Below are 25,455 nucleotides of genomic sequence, written 5' to 3'. Positions count from 1 at the left end.
CCGCCGCGGGGGGTTCGTCGCACGCCATCGCCGCCCCGCCGCCCCGGGTCCGGAAGGCGGGGGCGCTGCCCTGCCTTCCGGACCCGACGTCACGGTGGCGGTCATCTACTGGCCGACGCCGATGGACTCCGCCTCGGCCTGCGCCGCATCCAGCGCCTCCTGCGCGGTTGCGGTCCCCCGTGCCACGCGCTCGATCTGCTCTCCCAGCGCCTTGCCGACCTGGTTCCATGTCGGCACCGGCGGGACCGAGACGCCGTACTCCATGGCCTCGCGCACCTGCTCAAGTGCCTCGTCGTCGGCGATCGCCGGATCGTCCCAGGCGACCTGAACCGTCGGCAGGTTTCCCATGCTCGCGAACCAGGCCAGCTGCGTCTCGGGCTCCGAGGCGTACCGCACGAACTTCCAGGCGGCATCGGCGTTGGCGGCGTCCTCCAGCACAGCCCAGTTGCCGCCGCCGATCGAGGCGGCCCGCTCACCGCCCGGGCCTGCGGGCGGCACCAGCGCGGCCATGTGCTCGTCGAGCCACTCCTGGCCGTGCGCGTCCTTGATCCAGCCACGCAGCCACGGCCCGTTGAGCACCCCCGCGATACGGTCCTGGGCCAGGTAGGCCACGGAGTCGACCGAGGTCGGGCCGTCGGGCGAGACGAAGCCGTCGTCGAAGAGGGAACCGTAGAACTCCAGCGCCTCGACGTTCTCCGGGGAGTCGATGGTCCACTCCGTGGCGTCGTCGCTGATGATGCCGCCGCCGTTCTGATGCGCGAACGTGTCGAACTGCGCGGCGGTGTACTCGTCGAAGGGGACGACGTAGAAGGCGAGCGGATACGCCACGCCGGCATCCTTCAGCGTCTGGGCGAACTCGCGCAGATCGTCCCAGTCCTGCGGTGGCTCGAGGCCGGCGGCCTCTGCCAGATCGGCGCGGTACTGGAAGACGCGGGCGTAGGTGAACCAGGGCACCCCGTACGACACGCCGTCGACCTGACCGCTCTCCCACACCGACGCGAAGAAGTCCGCCTCGTCCACGAGTCCTTCGGGGACCGGCGCGAACGCCTCGGTGGCGAAGAGCGCGGGCTGGTGCTCGGTGAAGACGTACACCAGGTCGGGGACGGTGCCCGCGGCGATCGCCGCGGTCATCTTCGTGACGAACTCCTCTTCGGGGATGGGCGTCATGTTGATCTCGACGTCGGGGTTCTCGGCGATGAAATCATCGAACAGCACCGGCAGCTCCGCGGCTTCCGCCCCCGCCGCCCACAGCTCGATCGTGCCCGTGGCGGGGCCGTCGGTCACCGCGCCGGCCTCGCCCGAGGGCGCTCCGTCGTCCGCGCGGCCGCACCCGGCCAGCACCAGCGCTGCCACCACGACAGCCGCGCCGACGGCCCTCTGTCGCCACTGCGACCTCTGTCGAATGCCCATGCCGGTCCGAGTCCTTTCTCGAGCATGCGGGGTGCGATGCGCCGCCCGGCATCCGCTGCGCGCGGCGTCGGTCCGGGCGACCCCTGCACCCTCGCCCGCCTCGATGGTGCACCGAACAGCCCGCCGAGGGATGACCGTTGTCCGGGGGCGGCTCTTCTGCTAACCGTCCGGCAACGCCGTCATCGTCGGGTCGTCATCGGAGCGTTGTCGTCTGCGGCGAGCCCTAACGTGGAGGCATGACCTTCGCGACCGACGTCGATGCCCTCACCGAAGACCGGCTGCGGGAGCGCGGCAGCCTGAAGTGGACGATGTTCCCCGACGCGATCGGCGCGTTCGTCGCCGAGATGGACTTCGGTGTGGCACCCGCGGTGCGCGATGCCGTCACCGGCGCGCTGGACCGCGGCGCGACCGGCTACCTGCCCACGCAGGCCGCCGCCGACCTCTCGGCGGCCACCGCTGCGTGGTACGCCGACCGATACGGCTGGGCCGTACCGCCCGAGCGGGTGCACCATGTGCCCGACGTGATCGCGGCGTTCGAGCTCGCGATCGAACGCTTCTCCACGCCCGGGTCGGCCGTCATCGTGCCGACGCCGGCCTACATGCCGTTCCTGACGGTGCCCGGCATGCACGACCGCCGGGTCATCGAAGTGCCGAGCATCGAGGTGGACGACCGCATGGTCATGGACCTCGAGGGCGTGGCCCGCGCTTTCGCCGACGGGGGCGGTCTGCTCGTCCTCTGCAATCCGCACAACCCGCTCGGCACCGTCTTCACGCGGGACGAGCTCGTCGCGGTGTCGGAGGTGGTCGATGCCGCAGGCGGACGCGTGTTCTCCGACGAGATCCACGCGCCCATCGTCTACGGCCCGGCTCGCCACGTGCCCTACGCCTCGGTGTCCGAGACCGCGGCCGGGCACACGCTGACGGCGGCATCCGCCTCGAAGGCGTGGAACCTCGCCGGGCTGAAGTGCGCCCAGGTGATCCTCTCGAACGACGCGGATGCCGCGGCGTGGGAAGAGTTCGGCATGTGGGCCGGCCACGGCACCTCGACGATCGGGGTCTACGCCAACACGGCGGCGTTCGCCGGCGGCGCGGACTGGCTCGACGACGCCGTCGCCTATCTCGACGGCAACCGGCGGATGCTGGCGGAGCTGGTGCGCGAGCTGCTCCCCGCTGCGCGGATGACGATGCCGGAAGGCACCTACATCGCGCTGATCGATCTGCGCGCGTACGGCCTGGGTGGTGACCTGGCGGAATGGTTCCGTGAGCATGCGCGGGTGGCGATGATCGACGGCATCGCGTGCGGCGAGGCCGGTCGAGGTCACGTGCGCTTCGTGTTCGCTCTGCCGCGCCCGCTGCTGCGGACGGCGGTCGAGCGCATGGCGGCCGCGCTCGACGCGCGCGCGGCGGCGTCGTAGCGCGCTACGCGGCCTCGCGCAGCGCGAGCGGCAGCTCGGCGACGAGCTCGCGGGCGAGGAAGCCGAGCCCGAAGCGCTCGGTGAGCCGGTCACCGGCGCGTGCATGCACCCAGGCCGCCCACACCGCCGCCTGCGCCGATCCGGTGCCGCGGGCGACGAACCCGGTGACGGCACCCGCGAGCACGTCGCCGCTTCCCGAGGTGGCCAGCCCCGGCCCGCCGCCGTCGATGCGCCAGGCGGCGCCGTCAGGGTCGGCGACGACGTCGTAGCAGCTGACGACGGCCAAGTGGCGTCGGGCCACCTCGCGCACGGCATCCGTCAGATCATCGCCCAGCTCATCCGCCGGGGTGTCTCCGCCGAGCAGCAGCGCGAGCTCTTCGCGGTTGGGGGTGAGGAGCAGCTCCTCGGGCAGGCGCGCACGGTCGACGTCGGAGAGGATGCCGAGGGCGTAGGCGTCGAGCACCAGGCACCGCGGGCCGGCGTCGGCGACGGCGAGAAGGGTGTCGCGCGTCTCGTCGGCGTCGTCGAACCCGGGCCCGACGAGCACGGCATCCGCCGCGGCGATGTTCTGCTGCGCCGCCCGGGGGAAGGGGTCCCGGGCGCGCTCGGGCAGGGCATAGACCGCCGCCTCCGGCAGCACGATGCCCACCTGCGCATCGATCGAACCCGGCACGAAGACGGCGAGTCTGCCCGCGCCCACCCGCAAGGTCGCCTCGCCCGCAAGCATCACGCCGCCCGGCGTTCTGCGGGAGCCGCCGATCACGATGACGTCCCCGCGTGCTTTCTTGTCCGCTCCGGGATCGGGAAGGCCCCACTGCGCCAGCAGCTCCTCCGTCACCGGCTGCGGTGCGTCGTCACGATGTGTCGTCATGGCGCCTGCTCCGTGCGGGCGTCGGGGGTGGCTTGCGGACCGGTTGCCGGGTCGCCGACCTCGGGGGTCCCCGGGTGCACCGTGACCTTCGCACCCTCCTCCTGCAGATGGCCCACGTCGGAGAACGCCCGCAGCTCCCACCGGCCGTCGACGAGCTCGAGACGGGTCACCGACGCGTTGAGCACCGGGTTCGCCGCGGCGAACTCCAGCAGTTCGCGCTCGGGCATGCCGCGCAGCAGGGAGACGATCAGGGTGACCACGGCGTCGTGGGCGACCACGAGCGCCGATTCCTGTGGGCCGGCCAGCAGATCTCCGAGGACGGATCTCAGCCGCAGCGCGACGTCCGCCCACGATTCCCCGCCCGGGGGGCGGTGGTAGTACTTGCCGAGGTGACGCCGGCGCTGCGCCTCCTCCGGGTGCAGCCGCGCGACTCCGCTCATGGTGAGCAGGTCCAGAATGCCGAGCTCACGATCGCGCAGCCGCTCGTCGACGACGACGTCGGCGGGGTGGCCGCCCAGCGCGATCGCGAGCGTCTCGCGTGCCCGCAGGTACGGCGATGACCAGTACGCGTCGATCGCGCCGCGATTGTCTTCGAGCCAATCCCCGAGCGCGGCGGCCTGCTCCTCCCCCGTCGAGGACAGCGGCACGTCGGAGTCGCGTATGTCCAGCGGGATGCGTTCGAGTCCTTCCCGCTCCGCGCGGCTCGCCGCGACGTTGCCCACGCTCTCACCGTGTCGTACGAGCCACAGAGTGTTCACCGGCATCCGCCCACCCTAGAAGCACTCCCCGGGGTGCGCCCAGGGGTTGCGCTCGCCCGCACCGACGGCAAGCGAGCGCTCCCCGTACGACTATTCGGCCGGGGCCGGTGCCGGTGCCGGTGCCGGCGACGCCTGCCCCTGGTTCGCGCCGAGATCATGGGCGAGTTCGCGCTCGTCGTCCTCCGACAGCGAGGTCTGCATGACCGTGCCGTGGAAGGGCGCCAGCGCGGCGGCGAACTTGTCGGCCGTGAGCTTGGTCGCGTAGATCACGACGGCCGACTTGCCGGCCGTGACCGCCGACTGCACGCGGCTGCGGAACTCCGAGTCCATGCCGACCTTGTCGAGGCCCGCGAACAGCGCGCCGACGAGGCCGCCGAGGACGAGTCCGGCGACGGGGACGAAGAAGAGGATGCCGATGAGGGTGCCGAACAGCGCCCCGCCCACCGCACCGAACCCGATGTTCGCGATGCCTCCGGGGTACTCCACGCTCGTCTTGCCTTCGTTGTTCACCTTGACCAGCGCAAGACCCGCCAGCTGCACGACCATGTCGTCCTGCAGCTGCTGCACGGTGTTGTACGCCGCTTCGGCGTCGGCCTCCGAGTCGAAGGCGATGACGATGAGATCAGCCATGGATTTGCCTACCTTGCGTTCAGGCCGCCCGCGACGCACCGTGACGGGCAGCGTTCGGGATGCACCACCGGAGCTCGCATGATGCACACTGTGCGGCTGACGCTATCCCCGGGGCGGGGGTGCGACAAGGGGCCTGTTGCCCGGCCCGCGCGGAGCGGAGGATGGGCCGCACGACGACGACAGGAGGAAGGCCATGAAGGCACTCGTGTACCACGGGGCAGGGAACAAGGCATGGGAGGCGGTGCCCGATCCGGTCATCAAGAACGCCACGGATGCCATCGTCAAGATCGATGCGACGACGATCTGCGGCACCGACCTGCACATCCTCAAGGGCGACGTGCCGGCCGTGACCGATGGGCGCATCCTCGGGCACGAGGGCGTCGGAACGATCACCGAGGTCGGAGCCGCCGTCGAAGGCCTGGCGGTCGGCGACCGCGTGATCATCTCCTGCATCAGCGCGTGCGGGCACTGCGGCTACTGCCGCAAGCAGCTGTACTCGCACTGTCTGGCCCCGGAGGGCGAGTCGGGCATCGGCTGGATCCTCGGGCACCTCATCGACGGCACGCAGGCCGAGTACGTGCGCATCCCGTACGCCGAGACGTCGCTGTACAAGGTGCCGGCCACGGTCACCGACGCCGAGGCGATGCTGCTGTCGGACATTCTGCCGACCGGTCACGAGATCGGTGTGCAGGCGGGCGGGGTGAAGGCCGGCGACGTGGTCGCGGTCATCGGTGCCGGACCCGTGGGCCTCGCCACCATCGCGACCGCGGGACTCTACGGCCCGTCGCGGGTGATTTCCCTCGACCTGGACGCCAACCGCATCGAGCAGGCCAAGCGGTTCGGGGCCACGGACGGCGTGCTCTCCTCCGACGCGGATTGGCGCGAGCAGGTGATGGCGCTGACCGACGGGCTCGGCGTCGACGTCGCGATCGAGGCTGTCGGCATCCCTGCCACCTTCGCGGCCGCGCTCGACATCGTGCGCCCCGGAGGCGTCGTCGCCAATGTGGGCGTGCACGGCAAGCCCGTGGAGCTGCCGATCGACCGGCTGTGGATCGCGAACATCGCCATCACGATGGGGCTGGTCAACGCCAACACCACCGACACCCTGCTCAAGCTCGTCGAGCAGCACAAGGTCGAGGCATCGCTGTTCGTCACGCACGAGTTCACCCTCGACGAGATCGAGGAGGCGTACGACGTCTTCGGCCGCGCTGCCGAGACGAAGGCGCTGAAGGTGCTGATGACGGCGTGACGTGAGCACCCTCCGGCGTCGAATCAATGTCGGAGGTTCGCGCGATGATAAGGGCATGCAGGATACGAGATATCTTCCCCCCGACGAGGCGGCGGCGCGTGCCGTCGACCGCCTCGGCGGGATCCTGCCCGACTTGATCGCCGTGCGGCAGCAGCTGGCACGCCTGCAGGCTCGTGAGGCACGGTTGCTGGCCGCGACGGACGACGTCGTGGCGGACTGGGTGAAGGATGCCGGGCTGCAGCACCGCTCCGAGGCCGAGATGCCGCACCGCATCGCCGCTGCGGAGATCGCCGCCGCGTGGCGGGTGAGCGACCGCACCGTGCAGCGTCAGATCGGCGACGCCGCCACGCTCGTCAGGGACTATCCGAGCACGCTCGCGGCACTCGAGGCGGGACGCATCTCCGCCGCTCATGTGCGGGTCATCGTCGCCAACGGCGCGATCATCTCGCGGCCCGAGCTGCGCGCCGCTTATGAAGATGCGGTACTGCCGTATGCCGAGAGCGAGGCGGCCACCCGGCTCGCGCCGGTCGCGCGCCTCCGCGCGCAGTGGTACTCCGACACCACCGTCGACGAGCGGCACCGGCAGGCACGGCTGCGGCGCGGGGTGTCGGTGACGGACCTCGACGACGGCATGGCCGAGCTCGTCGCCGTCCTCCCGGCGGTGCTCGCGCACGGCGCCTTCGACCGGCTCTCCCAGATCGCGCGCAGCGCCCAGGACTCGCAGGCCGGCGTCGGTGACGATGCACTCACCGACGACGGGCGACCCGCCCCCTCCGACACCCGCACCCTCAACGAGCTGCGCGCCGACGTCCTCTCCGACCTGCTGCTGACCGGGGAGCCGTCGACGCTGAGCGTCGCCGACGGTGGTCTCCGCGCGATCCGCGGCACGGTGCAGGTCACCGTGCCCGTCCTGGCCCTCATCGGCGACCGCGTCGCCGATCCGTTCGAGGCGACCGTGCTCGTCGGGCACGGGCCGATCGATGCGGCCACCGCGCGATCCCTCACCGCCGACGCCCCCGGCTGGGATCGCATCCTCACCCACCCGGTCAGCGGCGCCGTGCTCGCCGTGGACCGGTACCGCCCCTCCGAGGAGATGCGACGGCATCTGCGCACCCGCGACCAGCACTGCCGGTTCCCCGCCTGCCGCGTGCCGGCGAAGATCTGTGACATCGATCACACTGTCGACCGCGCTCGGGGCGGCGCGACGGACGTCCGCAACCTCGCGCACGTCTGCCGGCGACATCACACCGGCAAACACCACTCCCCTTGGCGCGTGCGTCAACGACCGGGTGGTGTGCTCGAGTGGACGTCACCGACCGCGCGCGTCTACATCGACCGGCCCGTGAGCGAAGTGGCGTTCGCCACCGATCCCGAGTTCGACGACGCGCCCTTCTGACGGCGCGCCCCTCGGTGCCCGCTCGGCTCAGAGATCATCCGGCGTCTGGCCCTCCTCCGTGGCGTTGAACCAGCCGAGCAGGCCCGACTCGATCTCGAGCACCTCGTACGGCCCGCATGCCAGAACCGTCGCCGGGAGCGCGTCGTCTTCGGGGAATCCGCCGTAGCGGCCGTCGAACGGGAGGGACCGCCGGTCCTGCTCCTCGCACCCCTGCGGATCCGATCCGCCCTCGACGAAGATGACGGCGTTGGTCTCGTTCATGGTGGCCGTGGAGTGGATCGGACCGGCGTCCGCGGGAATCCATTCCGGCATCCGCACGCCCACCCAGCCTTCATCGGCCGCCTTCCGATCGGAGAACGTCTCGGTGTGCACCTTCGAGACGATGTCCATGGGGTTCGCACAGCCGGCGAGCGTGGCGACGGCAGCGAGTCCGAGCAGACCGGTGGCGGTGAGGCGCGCGATGCGGGAAGGACGGGGCGACGACGTGGGTTCGTTCATGGTCCCAGTGAACGCGGGGGCACGGCGGGGCGAATCCGCCGCGAAGATGACCTGCCGTCATCCCGGCGTATGGTTCCTCGGCGGCGGAGCTCGGTAGCCACGGCATCCGTCGGCAGATGCAGAAAACCCCCGGAAATCCGGGGGTTTCAATCTGTAGCAGGAGCGGGGTTCGAACCCGCGACCTCACGATTATGAGACGTGTACCCGTAGCCGCTCGTCATGCGAGCCGACTCCGAAACCATCGAACCGGGCAAGGCGGATGTACTCGCGCGCGGCTGCTCTTCCCCGATCAAGACGGCGACGGGCGTTTGGGTGCGCTGCGGCTCGCGCATCAAAAGCAAGTGCGCGTCGTGCGCTGAGCTCTACCGCGGTGACTGGGCGGCAATTGCTCGATCCGGTGTGTTCGATGGCCCTGTCGAGCGTTACCGCTTCTACCTGCTCACGCTCACTGCTCCGTCGTTCGGGCGGGTACACCGTGTACCGCGGTCCGGTCCCGCGCCGCGTTGCGGCTGCGGCTCAGCGCACTCAGCAGCGGACGCCGCGCTGCGAGGGGTACCCCTCGACCCCGCACAGTACGACTACGCGGGCCAGGTGGCGTGGAACCGGGATGCGGGGGTGCTCTGGGATCGGACGCGCCGTCGCCTTCGTGACCGCTGGGACTCGCTCGAGTACTTCATCGTCCGGGAGTGGCAGGACCGGGGCGTGCTGCACGTGCACGCGATCGTCCGGGTGGCGCGTGTGGAGGCTCCTCCTGCAGAACGGCTGCGGGATGCCGCGCGGACGGCGACGGCGGTCTCGAAGGTCGACGGCTCTGTCGTCGAGTGGGGCGCGCAGGCGCAATGTGACGCGTTCCGCGCGGACGGTGACGGCGCGAAGACGATCTGGTATCTGTCCAAAGCGTTGAACTACGTGCTGAAGGACGTGGCAACGGACGCGGGCGAGGTGCCGGTTGAGGTGTGGCGGCATCAGGTCGCTCTCGGTGACGCTGCTCGCCGGATGCGCTGCTCGGGGGTCTGCGAGCCGCAGAACTGCTCGAGCCTCGTGCACAAGCGGTTCGGGTCACGCTCCCAGGTTGTCTCCGCTTCACGTCGGACGAAGCACCGGCCGGGTTGGTCGTTCACCGGCCTGACTCGGACGGTGCAGCGCCGGTTGCGGCGGGAGTGGTGGGAGTCGCAGCAGTCGGGGGCCGGCGACGCGTCGCCGACCGTGGCGCCGGCTCCGCTGGAAGGTCTTGCGGCGCGGTCGCGTCGTGAGTTGGTCGCGCGCGGTTGGGCCGCGCCGTAGTCGAGGGGTAATCGTGGTGAAGTTCTTTGTTCGGTCCGGCTCGGAGGTCGAGCGGATGCCGCATTGGGATATCTACGCGTGTGACGCGTTCGGACGCCCGACCGAGTTGATCGGCGGCGTGATCAACGCCGCGAGGACGCATGAGGAAGCTGCGGATATGTTTCGGTCGATGCACCCGGACTGGTCGGGCGGGCTCGTGCACGTGCGCCCGTCGACGCTTGTGCCGCCGTGGGAGGCAGTCGAGGACGCGTGAGCGGAGCCGGGGGCGGAGCGCGCGGAGTCCCGCATGCGGGACGCGCGCGGCCGCCCCGGCTCGCCACGGGTCGCGCCTGCCGAATTGGAGCACGCCGCCGAGGGCAACCGCAGCGCGTAGCGCGTAGGGCGGCAGGTGCCACGCGTTACAACGGCGTTATCGGTCGCTATGTTGTCGCTATGGGTGGATACAAGGCACCGAAGAAGCGGCTGCATCGCGAGTTCATGTACCTCAACTACGACACGATCATCAACTCCCTCTCGGCGTTCGAAGCAGGCAAGGTGGATGAGATCCTGCAGAAGGTCTCCGAAGCTTCGGATGGAGGCCTGTCGGGGTCGCTGGGGGCGAACGTCGGGCCAGCCAACGCCAAGGTCAGCGCCGGGAAGAAGAAGTCGGCAAGCATGGAGGAAGAACTGACGCGCTCCCGCACCCATTTCTCAGCATTCGACAGCTGGATCAAGCATCTCGACGCTGAGGATGGAGTAGGCGAACTCACGGCGTGGGACGTTGAAACGCGGGATGAGATCGAAGTTGGCGACACTGTTCGTTTTGAGGCCCGCGTCACGCTCTCGAAGGTTCAGCAGGTGTTCTTCGTGTTCCTTGAGTACGTTGCACAGGCTGGTGATCCCAACTCCGTTTTCAAGCAGCCCACCGCGAAGGTGGCCGAACTGAAGAAACAGGCGCGGCCCATCGAGAACATGATCCGGGGTGCCGGGAATGGGCGGAATATTCAGGTTCTTGCCGCGCCCTTCGGCGTTGATAGCCCTAGGGTCGTTGCGCGTCTGGACGAGCAGTACCTTGTGGGCGGCGCACAAATGGTGGAAGGCGACTTCACCGTTATCGCGCAGGTCTCGAACCTCGTCGACAGAGGCGAGGTTGTGCCAGCTCTACGGATATTGAGAGACACGCCCCCGACGCCGGTGGAGGTCACGATGATGACTAACGTCCTCGACGGCTTCAGGGACGCAGCCGGCGGACTCGGCGTCACCATCGATGACAGTGACACCTCCTACGAGTATCCGGCAGTGATTGTGCACCCGATAGCGATCTACAGGTGAGCCTTGATCCTGTGTAGAGGATTTCGGGAGCGTCCGCCGCGGGTATGTCGGTAGCGGGTGCCATGCTCGGGCCATGGGGAAGAACTCACAGCGTCGCCGGGCGGCGCGCAGCGCCTCGACCGGCGCGCCGCCCACTGCCGGGCGACATGGCGGCATCGGGGTCGATTTGCTTGGGCCGGACGGGACCGCGTGCACCGCTTGCTCCTCGCCCAAGCTGATGTGGTGGCCGAGCCTGGGTGATGCGATGTCTGGCTCAGGCGGATCAGCCGCTCGACAGAAGGAAAGCCGCGCATGGAGTTGCGGGGACTGCGGACTCCTTGGCTTCGCTGACGCCGCTCCGGGCGACCACGGCCTAGCCTGGTAGTCCCGGCAACTGAGACTAGGCGGACGCATGGCGGACTTCCGATCTGAGCGCATGGCCTCTCCTGAAGGAGAAGGCCGCGCGAAGCACGCCCTCGAGAACGCCTGGGACACGTACTACGTGGTCAACCGCGCCGCCAACAAGCCGCTCTTTGCTGCGTTCCCCTGGATCAAGACGATGATGCGGGGGCAAGCTGCCTCGGCCGCTGTCGATGTCTTCGGTTTCTGGCTCGCGTGGCGTCTCTTCGGAGGCTTCGAGGGTCTGCAGGAGCACCTCGGGATGAGCCGCTCCACGATCTATCGCCGGATCGCTGCGTTTCGCTCCGTGTTCGGTGAGCACCCGGACGTGTATGAGTTCCCCGGGATCACGGTCGATGTCGAGGCCTTCTACGCCGGCCTGACGGCACAAGGCGGGCTTAAGAGGGACGACTCCTAGTCTCACGATTGACACTAGAGACAGAACGGGTCTACAGTCTCAATTGTGAGATTAGACCCTGCGACGACGACTCTGGCTGAGTTCTTCAGCGAGTTCCGCGCGCTTTTCTTCGAGGGCCTCACCTCCAACGCTTGCCAGTCCTACGAGCGCGCATGGGCGCTTCGCGTTGAGCCATCCCTCGGCTCCCTTCCACTCACGGACATTCGCCCTCTGATAATCGCCAAGGCGCGTGCGGACTGGTCGGGCGCAGCATCCACCAAGGGTGACGCTCTTGCGCTCCTTTCGAAGATCCTTGAGTTCGCTGTCGTGGGCGAACTCCTGTCGACAAACCCGTGCCGCTCGCTTCCCCGCTCCCGAGGCAAGGCCTCAGAGGCGGAGTGGACTTCACGCGCGCTCGATGACCTGCAGGTGCGACGAATGCTCGCCCTCACGGACTTTCACCCGCACGGCCAGCGCGCCCTTGCGGGCCTGGCCTTCACGGGACTCCGCCTGGGCGAACTCGTCGGCCTCCGCTGGGAGGACCTGGACGAGCAGCGCGGCTTGCTGACCGTCCGCCGCACCTTCTCGCCTGACGGGCACGGGCGACTCGTCGAGCAGTCAACCAAGAGCGGCAAATCCCGGCAGGTTCCGATCATCGAAGAATTGGTGCCGTGGCTGGACGGGGCACGCGGAGGCGGCCACGATCACATCTTCACCGGCAAGCTCGGCGGTCCGTTCGACAGCGGCAACCTCGCCCGCGCTGTCCGGTGGCACGCGATCCGTGACCAGATCGCGACGTTCGCAGACGGTCACCCTCTGCGCTTCCACGATCTGCGTCACACATTCCTGTCGCGACTGGCACGTCACGGCATCGCCCCTGCCCACATTCAGAAGGTTGCAGGGCACGCGTCGATCACGACCACCGAGCGCTATACGCACCTGTCCGGCACCGAGGCAGCCCTCGCAGTCCGCGACGCGGTCAACGGCGCGAATCGTGAGGTCACTTTTCGAGGGGGTGAGATCGCGGCTGACGTCGGGTACAAACGACGAAACCCCCGGAAATCCGGGGGTTTCAATCTGTAGCAGGAGCGGGGTTCGAACCCGCGACCTCACGATTATGAGTCGTGCGCTCTCACCAACTGAGCTACCCTGCCGCGACGCATCTCACGATGCTTCGAGCCCCGAGTCAGGATTGAACTGACGACCCCTTCCTTACCATGGAAGTGCTCTGCCACTGAGCTATCGGGGCGTGCTGCCTGCAAGCAGGCAACTAGACGAGGATATCAGAGCCGCGGCGTGCTCTGAAACGCGCAGTCACCCTCCGGTGTGTTCGCGCATCCACGGAAGCGGGTCGATGCGCGTCGACCCGTTCTGCAGGATCTCGAAGTGCAGGTGCGCACCGAAGGAGTAGCCGGTGTCACCGACGGTGCCGAGCACCTCGCCCACCGTGATCGTGTCACCGACCGCCACGTTGAGGGAGCCGTACTCCATGTGCGCGTAGTGGCTCGAGACGAGTTCGCCGTCGATGACGTGGTCGATGATGACGTGCACCCCGTACAGCCCGCCGGCCTCGGTGGCGACGCGCACGGTGCCGTCGGCGATCGCGTGGATCTCGGCGCCCTGCCCCGGCACGAAGTCGATGCCGTGGTGCATGCTGCCGTCGCGCATCTGGAAGCCCCAGGTGTAGGGAACCCCCACCGGGAACGGCCACTGCACGGGCGAGTTCGGGTCGCTGATGAACGAATTGTCGAAGTTGCGCACGCCCGACTCGGCGGCGAGGTCCGACCGCGTCGCCGTGGTGTAGTTCGCATCGCGACCGAGGCTGATGTCGGTCGTGGCGGCGGATGCCACGAACGCCTGGATCTCATCGGTCTCGGTGAGCGCGTCCTCGGCGGATGCCGAGGTAGCCGCGGCACCCGGGACGGTCTGCGCCTCACCCGCGGCGACGGCGCCGGCCGGCGTCGTCATGCTGATCGCGAGCAGGCCCACGACGCCCATCGCGCCGATCGACGCGGATGCGGCAGCCAGACGCTTGCGCGCCTGCGCCCACCCGCGAGGGGGCGTGCCTTCGGCGCACGGCGCGACCTGCGCGCGGGGGGCGGCGCGCTCCCCGGCGCGTGCACCCGCGGCCTGCTGCCGGGCCGATCCCGCGAACGCGAAGATCTTCGCGGCGCGTTCGAAATCGTCGAGCTGTGGGGCGGCGGGCGCAGAGGTCACCGCGTCAGGAAGGGGGCAGTCCGCTTCTGCTGTCGCATCGATGTCTGCAGCAGCCGATGCGGGCGGCGTGGCGGCCTCCGCTCGGCGTGCGCGCCGCCGCAGCGGCGGTTGCGCCTGCGGCGCGGCGGTGAGGGACGCGTCATCCACCGGCACGAGGGTGACGGCGACGTCGGCCACGGCGACCTCGACAGCGGGCGCCTCGACTGCGGGGACCTCGACTGCAGGGACCTCGACTGCAGGCGCCTCGGCTGCGGGCGCCTCGACTGCGGGCGCTTCGACTGCGGGCGCCTCGGCTGCGGGCGCTTCGACTGCGGGGACCTGCGCATCGGGAGCCACGATCGCGAGAGGCTCGGGGGCACGGGCCGCGCGCGCCGCAGCCGCGCGGGCCGCGCGCGTCATCGGGGCGGCGGAGGGCTGGAGCACGGAGGCGGGCTCGGGAGACCGGCGCGTCAGCGCCGCGGGAAGCTCGACGGCCGCCGCGGCAACCACGAATGCGGCGAGACCCGCGACCTGGGCGCCATCGACCTGCGACGCGTCCGAGTGCGCGGCATCCGCCTGCGGTGCGTCCGCCTGCGGCGCCGTCGCCTGCGCGGCATCCGCCTGCGGCTCCGGCGCGACCTCGGTCGGCTGCTCGACGCGCCACGACTCCCCCGGGATGCCCGAGGCACGCCGGCGCAGCGACGAACGCGAGGGCTCGACCGGAGCGACGGCCGCGCGCTGGCGCAGTTCCGCGCGCGTGAGAACGCGGGGCGCGTCGGAAGCGACGGCGTCGCGCGCGTTCGCGGCGGCGATGCGGTCGGACCTGCGCGCGGGCGCCGGGACGGCCGAGGGGGCGTCGAGGGTCAAATCGGGGGGCTCTCGGGTCAGCCACTCGGGGGGCGAGGGACGTCTTCGTATTCGGTTGATGTCACCTTTTCCTTCGGGCGGAAAAGATAACGATCGGGTAAACCCTATCCCTCCGACGGCCCCGTTGTCACGTCGGGATTCCCTGCTCGCCGAAGACGATCGCCGCCAGCCGGTCGACGAGCTGCTCCCCACCCACGATGGTCATGTCCCGGCTGGGGGCGCCGCCGTCGACGCCCACCGCGATGCCACCCGCTTCTTGCACCATGAGCACGCCAGCGGCGTGATCCCACGGGTTCAGCCCGCGCTCGAAATAGCCGTCGAGCCGGCCCGCCGCGACGTAGGCCAGATCCAGCGACGCCGCGCCGATGCGGCGGATGTCGCGAGCCAGCGGCATGACCCGGCCGAGCAGGGCGAGCTGGGGCGCATGCGTGGCGGGGTCGTATCCGAAACCGGTCGCCAGCAGCGACCCGGCGGGGTTCAGGTCGCTGTTGACGCGCAGACGCTCATCGCCGAGCCACGCACCCCCACCGCGCTCCGCGCGGAACATCTCTCCCAGAGCCGGCGCATACACGGCGCCGGCCAGCGCCTGCCACGCACGCGGGTCGGGTTCGCCGGACACGGCGGCGATGCTCACCGCATAGGAGGGGATGCCGTAGGCGTAGTTGACGGTGCCGTCGATGGGATCGACGACCCACGTGATGCCGGTGGTGCCGCGGTCGGCCTCGGACTCTTCTCCGAGGAAGCCGTCGCCCGGGCGCGCGGCGGACAGCCGATCCCGGATGAGGTTCTCCACCTCGCGGTCGGCTTCGGTGACGATATCCGCAAGGGCGGACTTGCTCGCCGCGATCGAGACCCCCTCCGCGCGGCGGCGGTGGGCGAGTTCCCCGGCTTCCGCGGCGATGTCGACGGCGAGTGCGGACAGTTCCTGCTCCAGAGCCATGCGCCCACGCTACGCGCACCCGCTGCGCCGGAACGCGCGACCGCCCCGCGACGAACGTCACGGGCGGCGGCTGCGGTATCGCTTACGGCCGGGGCGGCAGCGGCGGGACCGGAGGCAGCGGCGGCACCGGCGGGATGTCGGTGGCGTCGACGGATGCCGGCGCCTCCGGCTGCGCTGCGGGCGCCGTCGCCGTGGCATCCGGCTGCGCGGGCGGCGCCGGTGCGACCTCGGGCGCGCTTTCGTGCGGCGCTGCGGGCGGCTGCGGCGACGGGGCGCCGTATGCCTGCTGCGGGAAGGTCGGCTGCCCGGTGTAGTAGGCGTTCCAATCCGGCTGCCCATCGGGCATGACGGGGAGCGGGGTGAAGCCGTCGGCATAGGTCGGCCACTGCGGCGGCACCTGCTGCTGCGCGCCGTACGGCGAGGTGGTGCCGTAGCCCTGCCCGCCGTATGTGCCCTCGGCGGTGTACTGACCCTGCCCGGCGTACGGCGACTGTCCGGCGTACTGCTGCACGACTCGGGGATCGTGCCCCTCGTGCGCGTGGCGCAGGGGCCGCTCGCGCTTCGGCGCGAACAGCGCGTTGACCAGCGGCACCAGGGCGGTTCCGACCGCCGCCAGGATGGCGAGCGCGACCACGATGCGCCAGTACACCGCGAGGAAGTCGAAGTAGTCCGACAGCATGAGCGGCAGCACCAGCATGACCGCGAGGATCACGACGAGCGCGATCGTGACGTAGGTGACGATCGAGATGAACGTGGTCGAGTTGCGGGTGTGCGACTTGGTGAACAGCCGCACGTGCAGCAGCGCGAGCTGCAAGATGAGCACGATCAGCAGAAAGCGGAAGAAGCGCTCGGCACCGAGTCCGAAGTAGCGGTCCGGCTCCGGCATCCAGATCATGAAGGCGCCGATGAGCAGCGAGACGACCCACGTCGTCATGCTCGCCAGCGCGAACCAGGCGGGACGGCGCGGGGCGAGCTGGGCTTCGAGGATGGCCACCCCCGCGAAGGCCGCCAGCAACAGGATCGTCAGGAACGCGCGGCCGACGAGACCGGTCTCCGGCCCGAACAGCACCCAGACGACGCACACCAAGGCGGCGGCGATGAGCGCGCCGATGGCGACCCACAGCGCGACGCGCAGAAGCTTGGCGGAGGCGGGGCTGGTGATCGGTTCGCTCATCATCGGTCCTCTCGCGCGGCGCCACGCCGCGGCATCCCCCCATCCTGACACGCCCCCGCGTGTCGGACCACGGTCATCCATTGTCTGCGGCTCTGACGGCGGCACAGCCCGGCCGCAGAACGGGCGAGCGAGTTTTCCCGGCCCACCACTGGCGCCGCGGGCACCCCCCGCGATATGTTGTGGTCAGACCACAGGCCAGACGCGGTTGACTACAGCGGACTGACCCAGAACGAAGGGAACATCATGTCCACTGTTGCCATCATCGGCGGAACCGGCCTCCTCGGACGCGCCACGGCTGAGGAGCTCCTCGCCCACGGCTATGACGTGCTCTCCATCGCACTTCCGCCGGAGACCGCCCACCCTCTCGAGGGCGTGCGCTACGCGTACTGCGACGTCGCCGCGGCATCCGATGACGAGCTGCTCGCGCTGCTCGACGGCGTCGATGCTGTGGCCTACGCCGCCGGCGTGGACGAGCGGGTCGCCCCGCAGGCACCCGCTGCCGGCTTCTTCTACCGCGCCAACGTGCTGCCCACCCAGCGGATGGCGCGCCTGGCCAGGCAGGCCGGCGTCAGTTCGTTCGTCGTGTTCGGCTCCTACTTCGCCGAGTTCGCCGAGCGGTGGCCAGAACTGGGGCTGCGTGAGAAGGCGGGGTACGTCCGCACCCGGCTCCTGCAGGAGCAGGTCGCCTTCCTCGAGGGCGACGGCGCGATGACGGTCACGTCGCTGCGCCTCCCCTGGATCTTCGGCACCATGCCCGACACCGTGCCGCTGTGGAGCATGTTCGTGGCGATGGATGCCGCGGTGCCCGAGGACGCCCCCATCGCCGTCCCCGCAGGTGGCACCGTCATGATCACCACCGGCCAGGTCGCCAAGGCCGCGCGCGGCGCGATCGAGCGCGGCGAGCACGGCAAGACCTATGCGCTCGGCGGCATCAACATGACGTACGCCGACTTCCACCGCATGATCGCGGAGGAGGCCGGCATGGACCCGGCCCGCGTGACACCCCTGCCTGCGGAGGTCTTCCTCCCCGGTATGACGGCGTACGACAAGGCCGAAGCCGCACGCGGCATCGAGCACGGCATGCACCAGGAGGATGCCGCGCGCGTGCAGGAGCGCTTCGCCTACATCGACCCGGAGCCGGTGCAGGCAGCTCTCGGCTACGGCCCCGAGGACGTCGAAGCCGCGATCCGCGAGAGCCTGCGGGTCTGCGTCGCAGCGACCACCGCGATGGCCTGATGGTCTGATCCGGCGCGACCGACGCCGGCCCCCGCTGCGATGGCGGGGGCCGGCGTCGTTCTGACGGCTCGTGGGCCCTCTACAGTGACGGACTGCTCGCTCGACCCCGACGCTGACGTTCGGGGTCACGGTGCGAGACGATCAGGGCGACGGCGCCCACAACCGTCAGGACGACCCCCGTCACCAGCATCACCGACGGCACCGGGTCGGCGCCATAGACGATCTGCTCGCCTGACGGCATCGTGAACGAGCAGGTGAGTCCGAGCGGAAAAAGCTCCCAGCTCCCCTCGACGATGATCGAGCGGTCGACGCTGAATCCCACGTGCCGCTGCAGGCACCCTCGCTCCTCGCCCACCCCGAGCGGAGCGGAGAGGAGGCTCACCACGAAGAGTCCGGTGAACACCCACCACATGATGAGGACGGGCAGCACCACCGCGCGGACAGATCGCCTTCGGTCCATCGCTCAGCCCCCCTCCTGGACGGCCCTCACGGTCTCGTATGTCCACGATGGCGCATAGCAACCACACAGCACCAGCATGGGATCGATGTTGGACACGACTGGACGGTTACGGCCTCGTCGCTGCCGCGACCCGCTCCCGGCACGCAAAAAAGTGAAGGAGACCGCGGATCGCTCCGCTGTCTCCTTCACTTGAGGGTGGCGAGTGAGGGATTCGAACCCCCGAAGGCTACGCCGGCTGATTTACAGTCAGATCCCTTTGGCCGCTTGGGTAACTCGCCAGGTGCGCACCCGACCGGCTTTATCAGGCGATCGGAGGCGCGATTGTCTATCGTACTCTGTCGCGGCGGGTGGCGAAAATCGGCTCACGCCTCGGCATCCAGCACCCGCGCGACGAAGGCTTCGGCGCGCTGCCGGGTGCCGTCGATGCGGCGGTCCACGCTCGCGCGGACCTCGCTCGGCGCGAGGGGAGCCGCCAGCCTGACGTTCTCGTGGCACGACAGATCGGCGCAGATGTAGGTGCCGATGCTGTCGCCGTGCGCTCCGGCATCCCCGGCCTTGCGCGCCGTGAACAGAGCCACCTGATCAGCCGGCTGCATCGTGTGGCAGAGGTTGCACATCGCCGCTCGCGCCCGCCCCGATCCGTCGGCCGCGCGCAGCATCACCGCGGCGAGCCGGCCGTCGAGTTCGGCGACGACGTAGCCCCTCCCCCGGGTGCGCGGGTCGCGCCACGCGTAGAAGTCCAGGTGGTCCCAGTCGGCGAAGGGGAAGTCGGCGGGCACGGTCACCTGGCGGATGTCCTCAGGACCGGCGTTGACGAACGAGGTGCGCAGTTCGTCCTCAGTGAGCGGACGCATGGCGGCCAGTCTACGAAGGCACGCGCTCGGCGGCACCGTCCCTCTCCTCGCGCTCGGCGGCAGCGGCGTCGCCGCGCCCGCGGATGACGAAGCCGAACCCGAAGGCGATGAAGAACATCAGCACGCCGTAGACGGCGGCCGGAAGACTCAGCTCCATCGAGCCGAGCACGGTCTGGGCGATGACGATGGCGAGCGTGGCGTTGTGGATGCCGATCTCGAACGACGACGCGACCGCCTGGCGCTGCCCGACGCGCAGCAGCCGCGGCACGAGGTATCCGACGGCCAGGCTGATGAGGCAGAACAGCACCGTGATGAGCGCCAGGCTCGCGACGTTGTCGACCAGCAGCGCCCAGTTGGATGCCACCGCTCCCGCGATCACGACCACCAGCACGATCACCGACACGATGCGCACCGGCTTGTCCATGCCATCGGCGAACCCCGGACGCACGCGCCGCACGATCATCCCGAGCGCCACCGGAAGCAGCACGATCGCGAACACCTCGGCGGTCTTGGCCCACTGCATCCCGAGCTCCCCGTCGAAGGGGTCGAAGTAGGCGATCGCCAGGTTCGTGATGATCGGCAGCGTCACCACGGCGATGACGGAGTTGATCGCGGTCAGCGAGATGTTCAGCGCGATGTCGCCGCGGAACAGGTGGCTGTAGAGGTTGGCGGTCGTCCCTCCCGGTGAGGCGGCGAGCATCATCATGCCCACGGCGAGCACCGGCGGCAGCTGGAACAGCAGCACCAGGCCGAAGCAGATCGCCGGCAGCAGCACCAGCTGGCATCCCAGCGCGACGATCACCGCCTTGGGCTGGGTGGCGACCCGCGCGAAGTCGCGCGGGGTGAGACTGAGGCCCAAGCCGAACATGATGATGCCGAGGGCGACGGGCAATCCGATGGTGGTCAACGCTGATCCCATGGACCACATCGTGCCCGACGGCACCCGAGGGCGCACGCTTTTCCGCGAGGAGGACCCACACCGGCACCACCTGGGGCAGAATGAGCGCGACGAAAGGGGTGGGACATGGCCAAGAAAGCCGCAGCTCTCAGCGCAGGAGCCAAGGTCGGACTCAGCCTGGTGGGCGTGCTGCAGGCCGCATTCGCCTTCCTCGCCTACTGGGACCTCGGTCACCGAGACCCGGGCGACGTGCGCGGCCCGAAGGCGCTGTGGACCCCGATCATCCTCATCAACTGGATCGGTCCGGCGGCGTACTTCCTCGCCGGCATCCGCCACCGCCGCTGACGGCTCTCGGTAGACTCACGCCATGGCTGATTCCTCGTTCGACATCGTCTCGAAGATCGACCGCCAGGAGGCGGACAACGCTCTCAACCAGGCGCGCAAAGAGGTCGAGCAGCGCTACGACTTCAAGGGCACCGACTCGTCGATCGAGTGGAGCGGCGAGTCGATCATCATCAAGGCGAACAGCGAAGAGCGCGCGAAGGCCGTGCTCGACGTGTTCCAGTCGAAGCTCATCAAACGCGGCATCTCGCTGAAGAGCCTGGAGTCGGGTGACCCCGTCGCCAGCGGTCGCGAGTACCGCATCGTCTCCACGCTCAAGGAGGGCATTTCCTCCGAGAACGCGAAGAAGATCAGCAAGATGATCCGCGACGAGGGCCCCAAGTCGGTCAAGTCGCAGATCCAGGGCGACGAGCTGCGCGTGCAGTCCAAGAGCCGCGACGACCTGCAGGAGGTGCAGCGCCTGCTGAAGGCGGCCGACCTCGACGTCGACCTGCAGTTCATCAACTACCGCTGACCCGCCGCCGCACCCGGCATCCCGTGCGCGCTCAGGCGCGGCGGTAGCGGATGTGCGTCGCCAGGGGCGAGTGCAGCACCTCCACGGGCTCGTAGTCGAACGTCTCCCTGCCGTCGAAGATGCGCTCCCCCGAGCCGAGCAGCACGGGCGCGATGTCGAGGGTGATCTCGTCGACCCGGTCGGCGGCGAGCGCCTGGCGCACGGTGGAGGCACCGCCCGCGATGTGGATGCCGTCATCGCCGGCGGTCTCCACCGCGCGCGCGTAGGCATCGTCGAAGCCTCGGGTGACGAAGTGGAAGGTGGTTCCGCCTTCCATCTCGATCGGGTCGCGGGCGTAGTGGGTGAGCACGAACACGGGTGCGTGGTACGGCGGCTCAGGTCCCCACCACCCGCGCCAGTCACCATCCCAGGCGCCGCGGATCGGGCCGAACATGTTGCGGCCCATCACGTAAGCGCCCCGGGGGCGTCCCACCCAGGCGGAGGCGAGGGCATCGGCCTCCGTGGCGCGCGGATCTCCCAGGTGCCAGCGGTGCAGCTCGAGTCCGCGCCTTCCGAGCGGATCGTCGAGGCTCTGGTCCGGCCCCGCGACGAAGCCGTCGAGGGACATCGAGATGTGACAGGTGGTCTCCGGCATGGGCCGCCCCTCTCGACGTGCGCGCGTCGATCCGGTCAGGTGCCGCAGAAGGTGCGGTACGGGCCGAACGCCTCCGGCGCGGGCTCCGCATAGCGCTCAGCCCCGGTCCGCTCGACGTACGGTGAGCCTACGACCTCGACCAGCCGCTCGACCAGGGTGACGTCGCCCTCGGTGGCCGCCGCCAGCGCTTCCTCCACGAGGTGGTTGCGCGGGATGTACGCCGGGTTCACCGCGTCCATGGCATCCGCGTCGGGGTTCAGCGCCCGCCACCGGGCGCCCCAGATGTCGAACGGCCCCGGGTCGGCGAACAGCGCGCGGGCGGGAGCCTCGTCGCCGCGCGCGGCCTGACCGAGGCGCCGGAAGAAGCCCGTGTAGTCGACACGACCGATCTGCAGCAGGCTGACGAGGTCGGTCAGCAGGGCCGTCGTGACCGCGTCGTCGGCGTCGGCCCGGATGCCGAGCTTGGCCAGCATCCCGCCGAACCATGCCGCGTTGTACGCGTCGCGGAAGCGCCCGAGCGCGTTCTGCGCCAGCTCGATCGCCCGGTCTTCGTCGTCATCGAGCGTGGGCAGCAGCGCCTCGGCGAAGCGGGTGAGGTTCCACTCGGCGATGAGCGGCTGCCGGCCGAAGGCATAGCGGCCTTGCAGATCGATGGAGCTGAAGACGGATGCCGGGTCGAAGGCATCCATGAAGGCGCACGGGCCGTAGTCGATCGTCTCCCCCGAGATCGTCATGTTGTCGGTGTTCATCACGCCGTGGACGAAGCCGAGCAGCATCCATTTCGCGATGAGCGAGGCTTGGGCGTCGATGACGGCTTCGAGCAGCGCCACCGACGGGTTCTCGGCACCGACGCGCTCCGGGTAGTGGCGCTCGAGGGCGTGGGCGACGAGCCGGCGCACGAGGTCGACTTCGCCGGTGGAAGCCGCGAACTGGAACGTTCCCACCCGCACGTGGCTCGCGGCGACGCGGGTGAGCACGGCGCCGGGGAGCATCGTCTCGCGTTGCACGCCGAGGCCGGTCGCGCTGACGGCGAGCGCGCGGGTGGTCGGCACTCCCAGCGCGTGCATGGCCTCGCTGATCACGTACTCCCGCAGCATCGGGCCGACGGCGGCCAGCCCGTCGCCGCCGCGGGCGAAGGGAGTGGGGCCGGACCCCTTGAGGTGCAGATCGCGCAGGGCGCCGTCACGGGCGGTGAGTTCGCCGAGCAGCAGCGCGCGCCCGTCACCGAGCACGGGAGAGTAGCCGCCGAACTGGTGACCGGCGTAGGCCTGCGCGACCGGGGCGGCGGACGCGGGCACACGGTTTCCGGTGAGGAAGGCGACGCCGTCGGCTGCGCGGAGGGCCTCGGGGTCGAGTCCCAGTTCGACGGCGAGCGGGGCGTTCAGGACCAGCAGACGGGCGTCGGGAAAGTCCGCCGCGGACCACGGCGTGGACAGCTCCGGGAACTCGCGGGCGAAGCGCGAGCCCAGGTCGACGGTGGTCTCGGGCGCGAGGCTCATGCTTCCAGGCTACGTCCGGGGTGGGGCGCGGGGGCCGGGCGGCGGGATCCCGCGCGCAGGGTCGCCGGGACGGGGGTCGCGGGCTCGGTGCCGGTGCCCGCCCGTGCACAACGTCGCTGATCCGTCGTGTGCCGGGCGCGGTCGCCCCGCCATATCGCACCGTGGTGCACGGATTGGCGACGTTGTGCTCGCGTCGCCGCGCGAAAAGACCCGCCCGTGCGTGAGCCGGTCGATGTAGGTTATTAGCGCGCTCTCATGTTTCGTTGGGGAAGGGCGCGTCGCACTGGGGAGAAAACAATGGGGTTCAGCGCTCGTACATTCGTCATGCGCACGTCGGAAGCACGTCGGTGAGCGCGCCGCCGGCGGGATGGTACGCCGATCCTTCAGAGCCGGCTCAGCAGCGATGGTGGAACGGCGCCGTATGGACGGAGCAGACTTACGCTGCCCCAGCGGTGGGCACGCTGCCGCCGCCACCGCTGCCCTCTGTACTCGGACCCCGTTTCCGCCTTCCGGTCTGGGGCTGGGTCGTTGCAGGGGTCATCGGAATCCTGCTGCTGGTCTTCCTCGCTCCGCTCGTGGCCGTGATCGCACTGACCGTGATGATCACCGGCATCGTGGCACTCGTCCGCAACTCGCCGACTTGGTTGCGCTTCCGTTCCCGCGGATGGGCCCTGAGCGCCACCCTGCTCGCGGCTGTCCTGCTGTTCGTCAGCAGCGGCATCTCGTCGGCGATGTCCTCCGGCGACGGCGGCACCGAGCGGGCGGCGAGCTCGTCGGAGTCGTCTCGCCCGGCGTTGGCCGAGGCGACCGCCGCCCCGACCCCGACATCGACGCCCACGCCGACGCCCACACCCACGCCGACGCCCACACCGACGTTCCGTGAGGTGGTCGCCACCGAGCCGATCGCGTTTTCGTCCACCACGGTCGAGGATGGCGCGCTCGCGCAGGGACAGACGGTTGTGACGACGGAGGGGCGCGACGGCGAACGCACCCTCACATACCGCGTGACGGAGCTCGATGGTGTGGAGATCGAGCGGGAACTGATCTCGGACGTCGTGACCGCCGAGCCCGTCACCCACGTGACGTCGATCGGGACCTACGTCGCACCTCCTCCCCCGCCCGCACCCAGCTGCGACCCGAACTATGCCGACGCGTGCGTTCCGATCGCGAGCGATGTCGACTGCGCCTGGGGAACCGGGGACGGTCCCGCCTACTTCGACGGTGTTGCGCGGGTCGTGGGATCGGACGTCTACGGCCTCGACCGCGACGGCGACGGGTACGCCTGCGAGCGCTGACGCCGAGCACAGATCGCGGCGAGCCTGCGTGCATAACGTCGCCGATACGGCGCGCGCGGACCGCGACGGCCACGATCAGCGTGGTGGGCGGCGCGGATCAGCGACGTTGTGCACGCGCTCGGCGCGGCACCGCGCGTCCGGCACGGCAGCGCGGCACGGCAGCGCGGCACCGCGCGTCCGGCACGGCGGCGCGGCACGGCGCGGCACGGCGAACATGGCACGCTGGCACCCGCGTCGCCGCAGCGCGCAGGCTGCCGTCAGGCGGTGATGATGCCGCGGGTCAGCAGCCCGTACACGTCGTCGGCGGCGACCTGCGGATCGACGCCGTGCGACACGAGCTGCACGCCCGCGCCCAGCACACCCTGCACCAGGGCGACAGTCGACCGGGATGCCGACAGACCGAGATCCGCCAGCACCCGGGTCAGCGGACGCATGAGCGCGTCGTGCAGCGTCATGAGGTCTTCGAACCGGCTCGGGGAGAGCTTCGCGTCGCGCAACGCCCCGGCGATCGCGTGACGGCCGTCGGCGGTCATCCGCATCGTGGCGTCGACGAAGGCGCGCAGCTCGGGCAGGCCGCGATCGACGCCGTCGAGCGTGCGCTCGATGTCGGCGTCCCACCGCTCGATCGCATCGATCGCGATCGCGACGAGCAGGTCGTCCTTGGACGGGAAATAGTCGTAGAAGCTCGAGCGCGACATGCCGGCGCGCTCGGAGACGCTCCCCGGGGTCACCCCGGCGAGACCGGCCTCCTGCAGCAGCGCCTCACCCGCGCGCACGAGAGCGGCGCGCTGCGAGGCGCGGTGCTCGGCGACCGTGGGCGCAGTGATCTTGGGCATCCGGCAATTATCGTCCTCATCGGCAGCCCTCGCACGGAGCGGCGCGGCGGCTGCAATGTTCGGGAGAAGGAGCACGTCGCCCGCGACAGCCGAAGCTGCCGCGGGCGACGGGG

At 69.9% G+C, this 25,455-nt stretch carries 26 protein-coding genes, 4 tRNA genes and 1 pseudogene; 13 read left to right on the top strand and 18 right to left on the bottom strand.

What is annotated here, in order from left to right; all coding sequences use genetic code 11:
* Positions 1–105: 105 nt before the first annotated feature.
* Positions 106–1,410: an extracellular solute-binding protein gene (locus tag NQ165_RS06125; protein ID WP_257526066.1), complete on the bottom strand. Its 1,305-nt coding sequence runs from the start codon at positions 1,408–1,410 to the stop codon at positions 106–108.
* 236 nt (positions 1,411–1,646) lie between these two features.
* Here NQ165_RS06125 and NQ165_RS06120 point away from each other — a divergent pair, with 236 nt between their 5' ends.
* A complete protein-coding gene (locus NQ165_RS06120) occupies positions 1,647–2,825 on the top strand; it encodes a MalY/PatB family protein (RefSeq protein WP_257532065.1) in 1,179 nt (392 codons plus the stop codon).
* Positions 2,826–2,829: 4 nt separating this feature from the next.
* Here NQ165_RS06120 and NQ165_RS06115 read toward each other — a convergent pair whose 3' ends face one another.
* The 3 genes from NQ165_RS06115 to NQ165_RS06105 form a co-directional block, all read right to left on the bottom strand.
* Positions 2,830–3,696 (bottom strand): NAD(P)H-hydrate dehydratase, encoded by an 867-nt coding sequence (locus tag NQ165_RS06115; RefSeq protein ID WP_257526068.1) that lies wholly within the window; start codon positions 3,694–3,696, stop codon positions 2,830–2,832.
* Positions 3,693–4,460: a histidine phosphatase family protein gene (locus NQ165_RS06110; protein WP_257526069.1), complete on the bottom strand. Its 768-nt coding sequence runs from the start codon at positions 4,458–4,460 to the stop codon at positions 3,693–3,695. Before NQ165_RS06110 ends, NQ165_RS06115 begins: the two co-directional genes overlap by 4 nt.
* Before the next feature lie 84 nt (positions 4,461–4,544).
* Positions 4,545–5,084: a DUF1269 domain-containing protein gene (locus NQ165_RS06105; RefSeq protein WP_257526070.1), complete on the bottom strand. Its 540-nt coding sequence runs from the start codon at positions 5,082–5,084 to the stop codon at positions 4,545–4,547.
* 193 nt (positions 5,085–5,277) lie between these two features.
* On the opposite strand from NQ165_RS06105, the gene NQ165_RS06100 reads away from it, so the two are divergent.
* Together NQ165_RS06100 and NQ165_RS06095 are read left to right on the top strand one after the other, a co-directional pair.
* Complete coding sequence (locus NQ165_RS06100) at positions 5,278–6,333, top strand: zinc-dependent alcohol dehydrogenase family protein (protein ID WP_257526071.1); 1,056 nt, start codon at positions 5,278–5,280, stop codon at positions 6,331–6,333.
* 55 nt (positions 6,334–6,388) lie between these two features.
* Positions 6,389–7,729 carry an HNH endonuclease signature motif containing protein gene (locus NQ165_RS06095; RefSeq protein WP_257526072.1) on the top strand — a complete coding sequence of 447 codons (1,341 nt, stop codon included), beginning with the start codon at positions 6,389–6,391 and terminating at the stop codon, positions 7,727–7,729.
* Positions 7,730–7,756: 27 nt separating this feature from the next.
* On the opposite strand, the gene NQ165_RS06090 is transcribed toward NQ165_RS06095, so the two are convergent.
* Complete coding sequence (locus NQ165_RS06090) at positions 7,757–8,227, bottom strand: hypothetical protein (RefSeq protein ID WP_257532063.1); 471 nt, start codon at positions 8,225–8,227, stop codon at positions 7,757–7,759.
* 155 nt (positions 8,228–8,382) lie between these two features.
* Positions 8,383–8,450: transfer RNA gene (locus tag NQ165_RS06085), tRNA-Ser, on the bottom strand.
* Between NQ165_RS06085 and NQ165_RS06080 the strand changes: the two genes are divergently transcribed.
* From NQ165_RS06080 to NQ165_RS06060, 5 genes are all read left to right on the top strand, one after another.
* Positions 8,447–9,511: a replication initiator gene (locus NQ165_RS06080; RefSeq protein ID WP_257532061.1), complete on the top strand. Its 1,065-nt coding sequence runs from the start codon at positions 8,447–8,449 to the stop codon at positions 9,509–9,511. The two genes, NQ165_RS06085 and NQ165_RS06080, sit on opposite strands and share 4 nt — an antisense overlap.
* A gap of 13 nt (positions 9,512–9,524) precedes the next feature.
* On the top strand, positions 9,525–9,764 hold the full coding sequence (locus tag NQ165_RS06075; RefSeq protein WP_257532059.1) for a hypothetical protein: 240 nt from the start codon (positions 9,525–9,527) through the stop codon (positions 9,762–9,764).
* A 179-nt stretch (positions 9,765–9,943) separates the two neighbouring features.
* The gene (locus NQ165_RS06070; RefSeq protein WP_257532057.1) at positions 9,944–10,822 is read left to right on the top strand and encodes a hypothetical protein; all 879 of its coding nucleotides are present in this window, start codon (positions 9,944–9,946) and stop codon (positions 10,820–10,822) included.
* 391 nt (positions 10,823–11,213) lie between these two features.
* Positions 11,214–11,618: a hypothetical protein gene (locus NQ165_RS06065; protein WP_257532055.1), complete on the top strand. Its 405-nt coding sequence runs from the start codon at positions 11,214–11,216 to the stop codon at positions 11,616–11,618.
* A 45-nt stretch (positions 11,619–11,663) separates the two neighbouring features.
* A complete protein-coding gene (locus NQ165_RS06060) occupies positions 11,664–12,680 on the top strand; it encodes a site-specific integrase (RefSeq protein ID WP_257532053.1) in 1,017 nt (338 codons plus the stop codon).
* Here NQ165_RS06060 and NQ165_RS06055 read toward each other — a convergent pair.
* The 5 genes from NQ165_RS06055 to NQ165_RS06035 form a co-directional block, all read right to left on the bottom strand.
* Positions 12,678–12,751 (bottom strand) — tRNA-Met (locus NQ165_RS06055). The genes NQ165_RS06060 and NQ165_RS06055 overlap by 3 nt on opposite strands.
* A 23-nt stretch (positions 12,752–12,774) precedes the next feature.
* Positions 12,775–12,846, bottom strand: a tRNA-Thr gene (locus tag NQ165_RS06050).
* Between the two features lie 65 nt (positions 12,847–12,911).
* Positions 12,912–14,660, bottom strand: a complete 1,749-nt coding sequence (locus tag NQ165_RS06045) for a M23 family metallopeptidase (RefSeq protein WP_257526074.1) — start codon at positions 14,658–14,660, stop codon at positions 12,912–12,914.
* A gap of 127 nt (positions 14,661–14,787) precedes the next feature.
* A complete protein-coding gene (locus NQ165_RS06040) occupies positions 14,788–15,600 on the bottom strand; it encodes an inositol monophosphatase family protein (protein ID WP_257526075.1) in 813 nt (270 codons plus the stop codon).
* An 82-nt stretch (positions 15,601–15,682) separates the two neighbouring features.
* A complete protein-coding gene (locus NQ165_RS06035; RefSeq protein WP_257532051.1) occupies positions 15,683–16,774 on the bottom strand; it encodes a hypothetical protein in 1,092 nt (363 codons plus the stop codon).
* 243 nt (positions 16,775–17,017) lie between these two features.
* Here NQ165_RS06035 and NQ165_RS06030 point away from each other — a divergent pair, with 243 nt between their 5' ends.
* The gene (locus NQ165_RS06030) at positions 17,018–18,010 is read left to right on the top strand and encodes an NAD(P)-dependent oxidoreductase (protein WP_257526077.1); all 993 of its coding nucleotides are present in this window, start codon (positions 17,018–17,020) and stop codon (positions 18,008–18,010) included.
* 79 nt (positions 18,011–18,089) lie between these two features.
* On the opposite strand, the gene NQ165_RS06025 is transcribed toward NQ165_RS06030, so the two are convergent.
* From NQ165_RS06025 to NQ165_RS06010, 4 genes are all read right to left on the bottom strand, one after another.
* Positions 18,090–18,443 (bottom strand): hypothetical protein, encoded by a 354-nt coding sequence (locus tag NQ165_RS06025; protein WP_257526079.1) that lies wholly within the window; start codon positions 18,441–18,443, stop codon positions 18,090–18,092.
* Positions 18,444–18,666: 223 nt separating this feature from the next.
* Positions 18,667–18,748 (bottom strand) — tRNA-Tyr (locus tag NQ165_RS06020).
* Positions 18,749–18,832: 84 nt separating this feature from the next.
* Entirely contained in the window at positions 18,833–19,324 is a 492-nt protein-coding gene (locus tag NQ165_RS06015) for an FBP domain-containing protein (protein ID WP_257526080.1), read from the bottom strand.
* 10 nt (positions 19,325–19,334) lie between these two features.
* On the bottom strand, positions 19,335–20,243 hold the full coding sequence (locus tag NQ165_RS06010; protein WP_257526081.1) for a bile acid:sodium symporter family protein: 909 nt from the start codon (positions 20,241–20,243) through the stop codon (positions 19,335–19,337).
* Positions 20,244–20,348: 105 nt separating this feature from the next.
* Here NQ165_RS06010 and NQ165_RS06005 point away from each other — a divergent pair, with 105 nt between their 5' ends.
* Positions 20,349–20,567: a PLDc N-terminal domain-containing protein gene (locus tag NQ165_RS06005; protein ID WP_257526082.1), complete on the top strand. Its 219-nt coding sequence runs from the start codon at positions 20,349–20,351 to the stop codon at positions 20,565–20,567.
* 22 nt (positions 20,568–20,589) lie between these two features.
* Entirely contained in the window at positions 20,590–21,078 is a 489-nt protein-coding gene (locus tag NQ165_RS06000) for a YajQ family cyclic di-GMP-binding protein (protein ID WP_257532049.1), read from the top strand.
* Positions 21,079–21,109: 31 nt separating this feature from the next.
* Here the strand turns inward: NQ165_RS06000 and NQ165_RS05995 are convergent, their stop codons facing one another.
* Together NQ165_RS05995 and NQ165_RS05990 are read right to left on the bottom strand one after the other, a co-directional pair.
* Positions 21,110–21,712, bottom strand: coding sequence for a dihydrofolate reductase family protein (locus NQ165_RS05995; RefSeq protein WP_257526084.1), 603 nt, complete (start codon positions 21,710–21,712; stop codon positions 21,110–21,112).
* A 35-nt stretch (positions 21,713–21,747) separates the two neighbouring features.
* Positions 21,748–23,211, bottom strand: a complete 1,464-nt coding sequence (locus tag NQ165_RS05990) for a YdiU family protein (RefSeq protein WP_257526085.1) — start codon at positions 23,209–23,211, stop codon at positions 21,748–21,750.
* A 347-nt stretch (positions 23,212–23,558) separates the two neighbouring features.
* On the opposite strand from NQ165_RS05990, the pseudogene NQ165_RS14705 reads away from it, so the two are divergent.
* Together NQ165_RS14705 and NQ165_RS05985 are read left to right on the top strand one after the other, a co-directional pair.
* Positions 23,559–23,651: pseudogene (locus tag NQ165_RS14705) on the top strand (DUF2510 domain-containing protein); the annotation flags it as partial.
* 12 nt (positions 23,652–23,663) lie between these two features.
* The gene (locus NQ165_RS05985; protein ID WP_257526086.1) at positions 23,664–24,506 is read left to right on the top strand and encodes a G5 domain-containing protein; all 843 of its coding nucleotides are present in this window, start codon (positions 23,664–23,666) and stop codon (positions 24,504–24,506) included.
* A gap of 257 nt (positions 24,507–24,763) precedes the next feature.
* Here NQ165_RS05985 and NQ165_RS05980 read toward each other — a convergent pair whose 3' ends face one another.
* A complete protein-coding gene (locus NQ165_RS05980) occupies positions 24,764–25,342 on the bottom strand; it encodes a TetR/AcrR family transcriptional regulator (RefSeq protein WP_257526087.1) in 579 nt (192 codons plus the stop codon).
* Positions 25,343–25,455: the final 113 nt, after the last annotated feature.

Source organism: Microbacterium sp. zg.Y1084, assembly GCF_024623595.1.
Taxonomy (GTDB): Bacteria; Actinomycetota; Actinomycetes; order Actinomycetales; family Microbacteriaceae; genus Microbacterium; species Microbacterium wangruii.
Note: the sequence above shows the minus strand (reverse complement) of the source record. Positions and strands in the feature narration are given on the sequence as shown.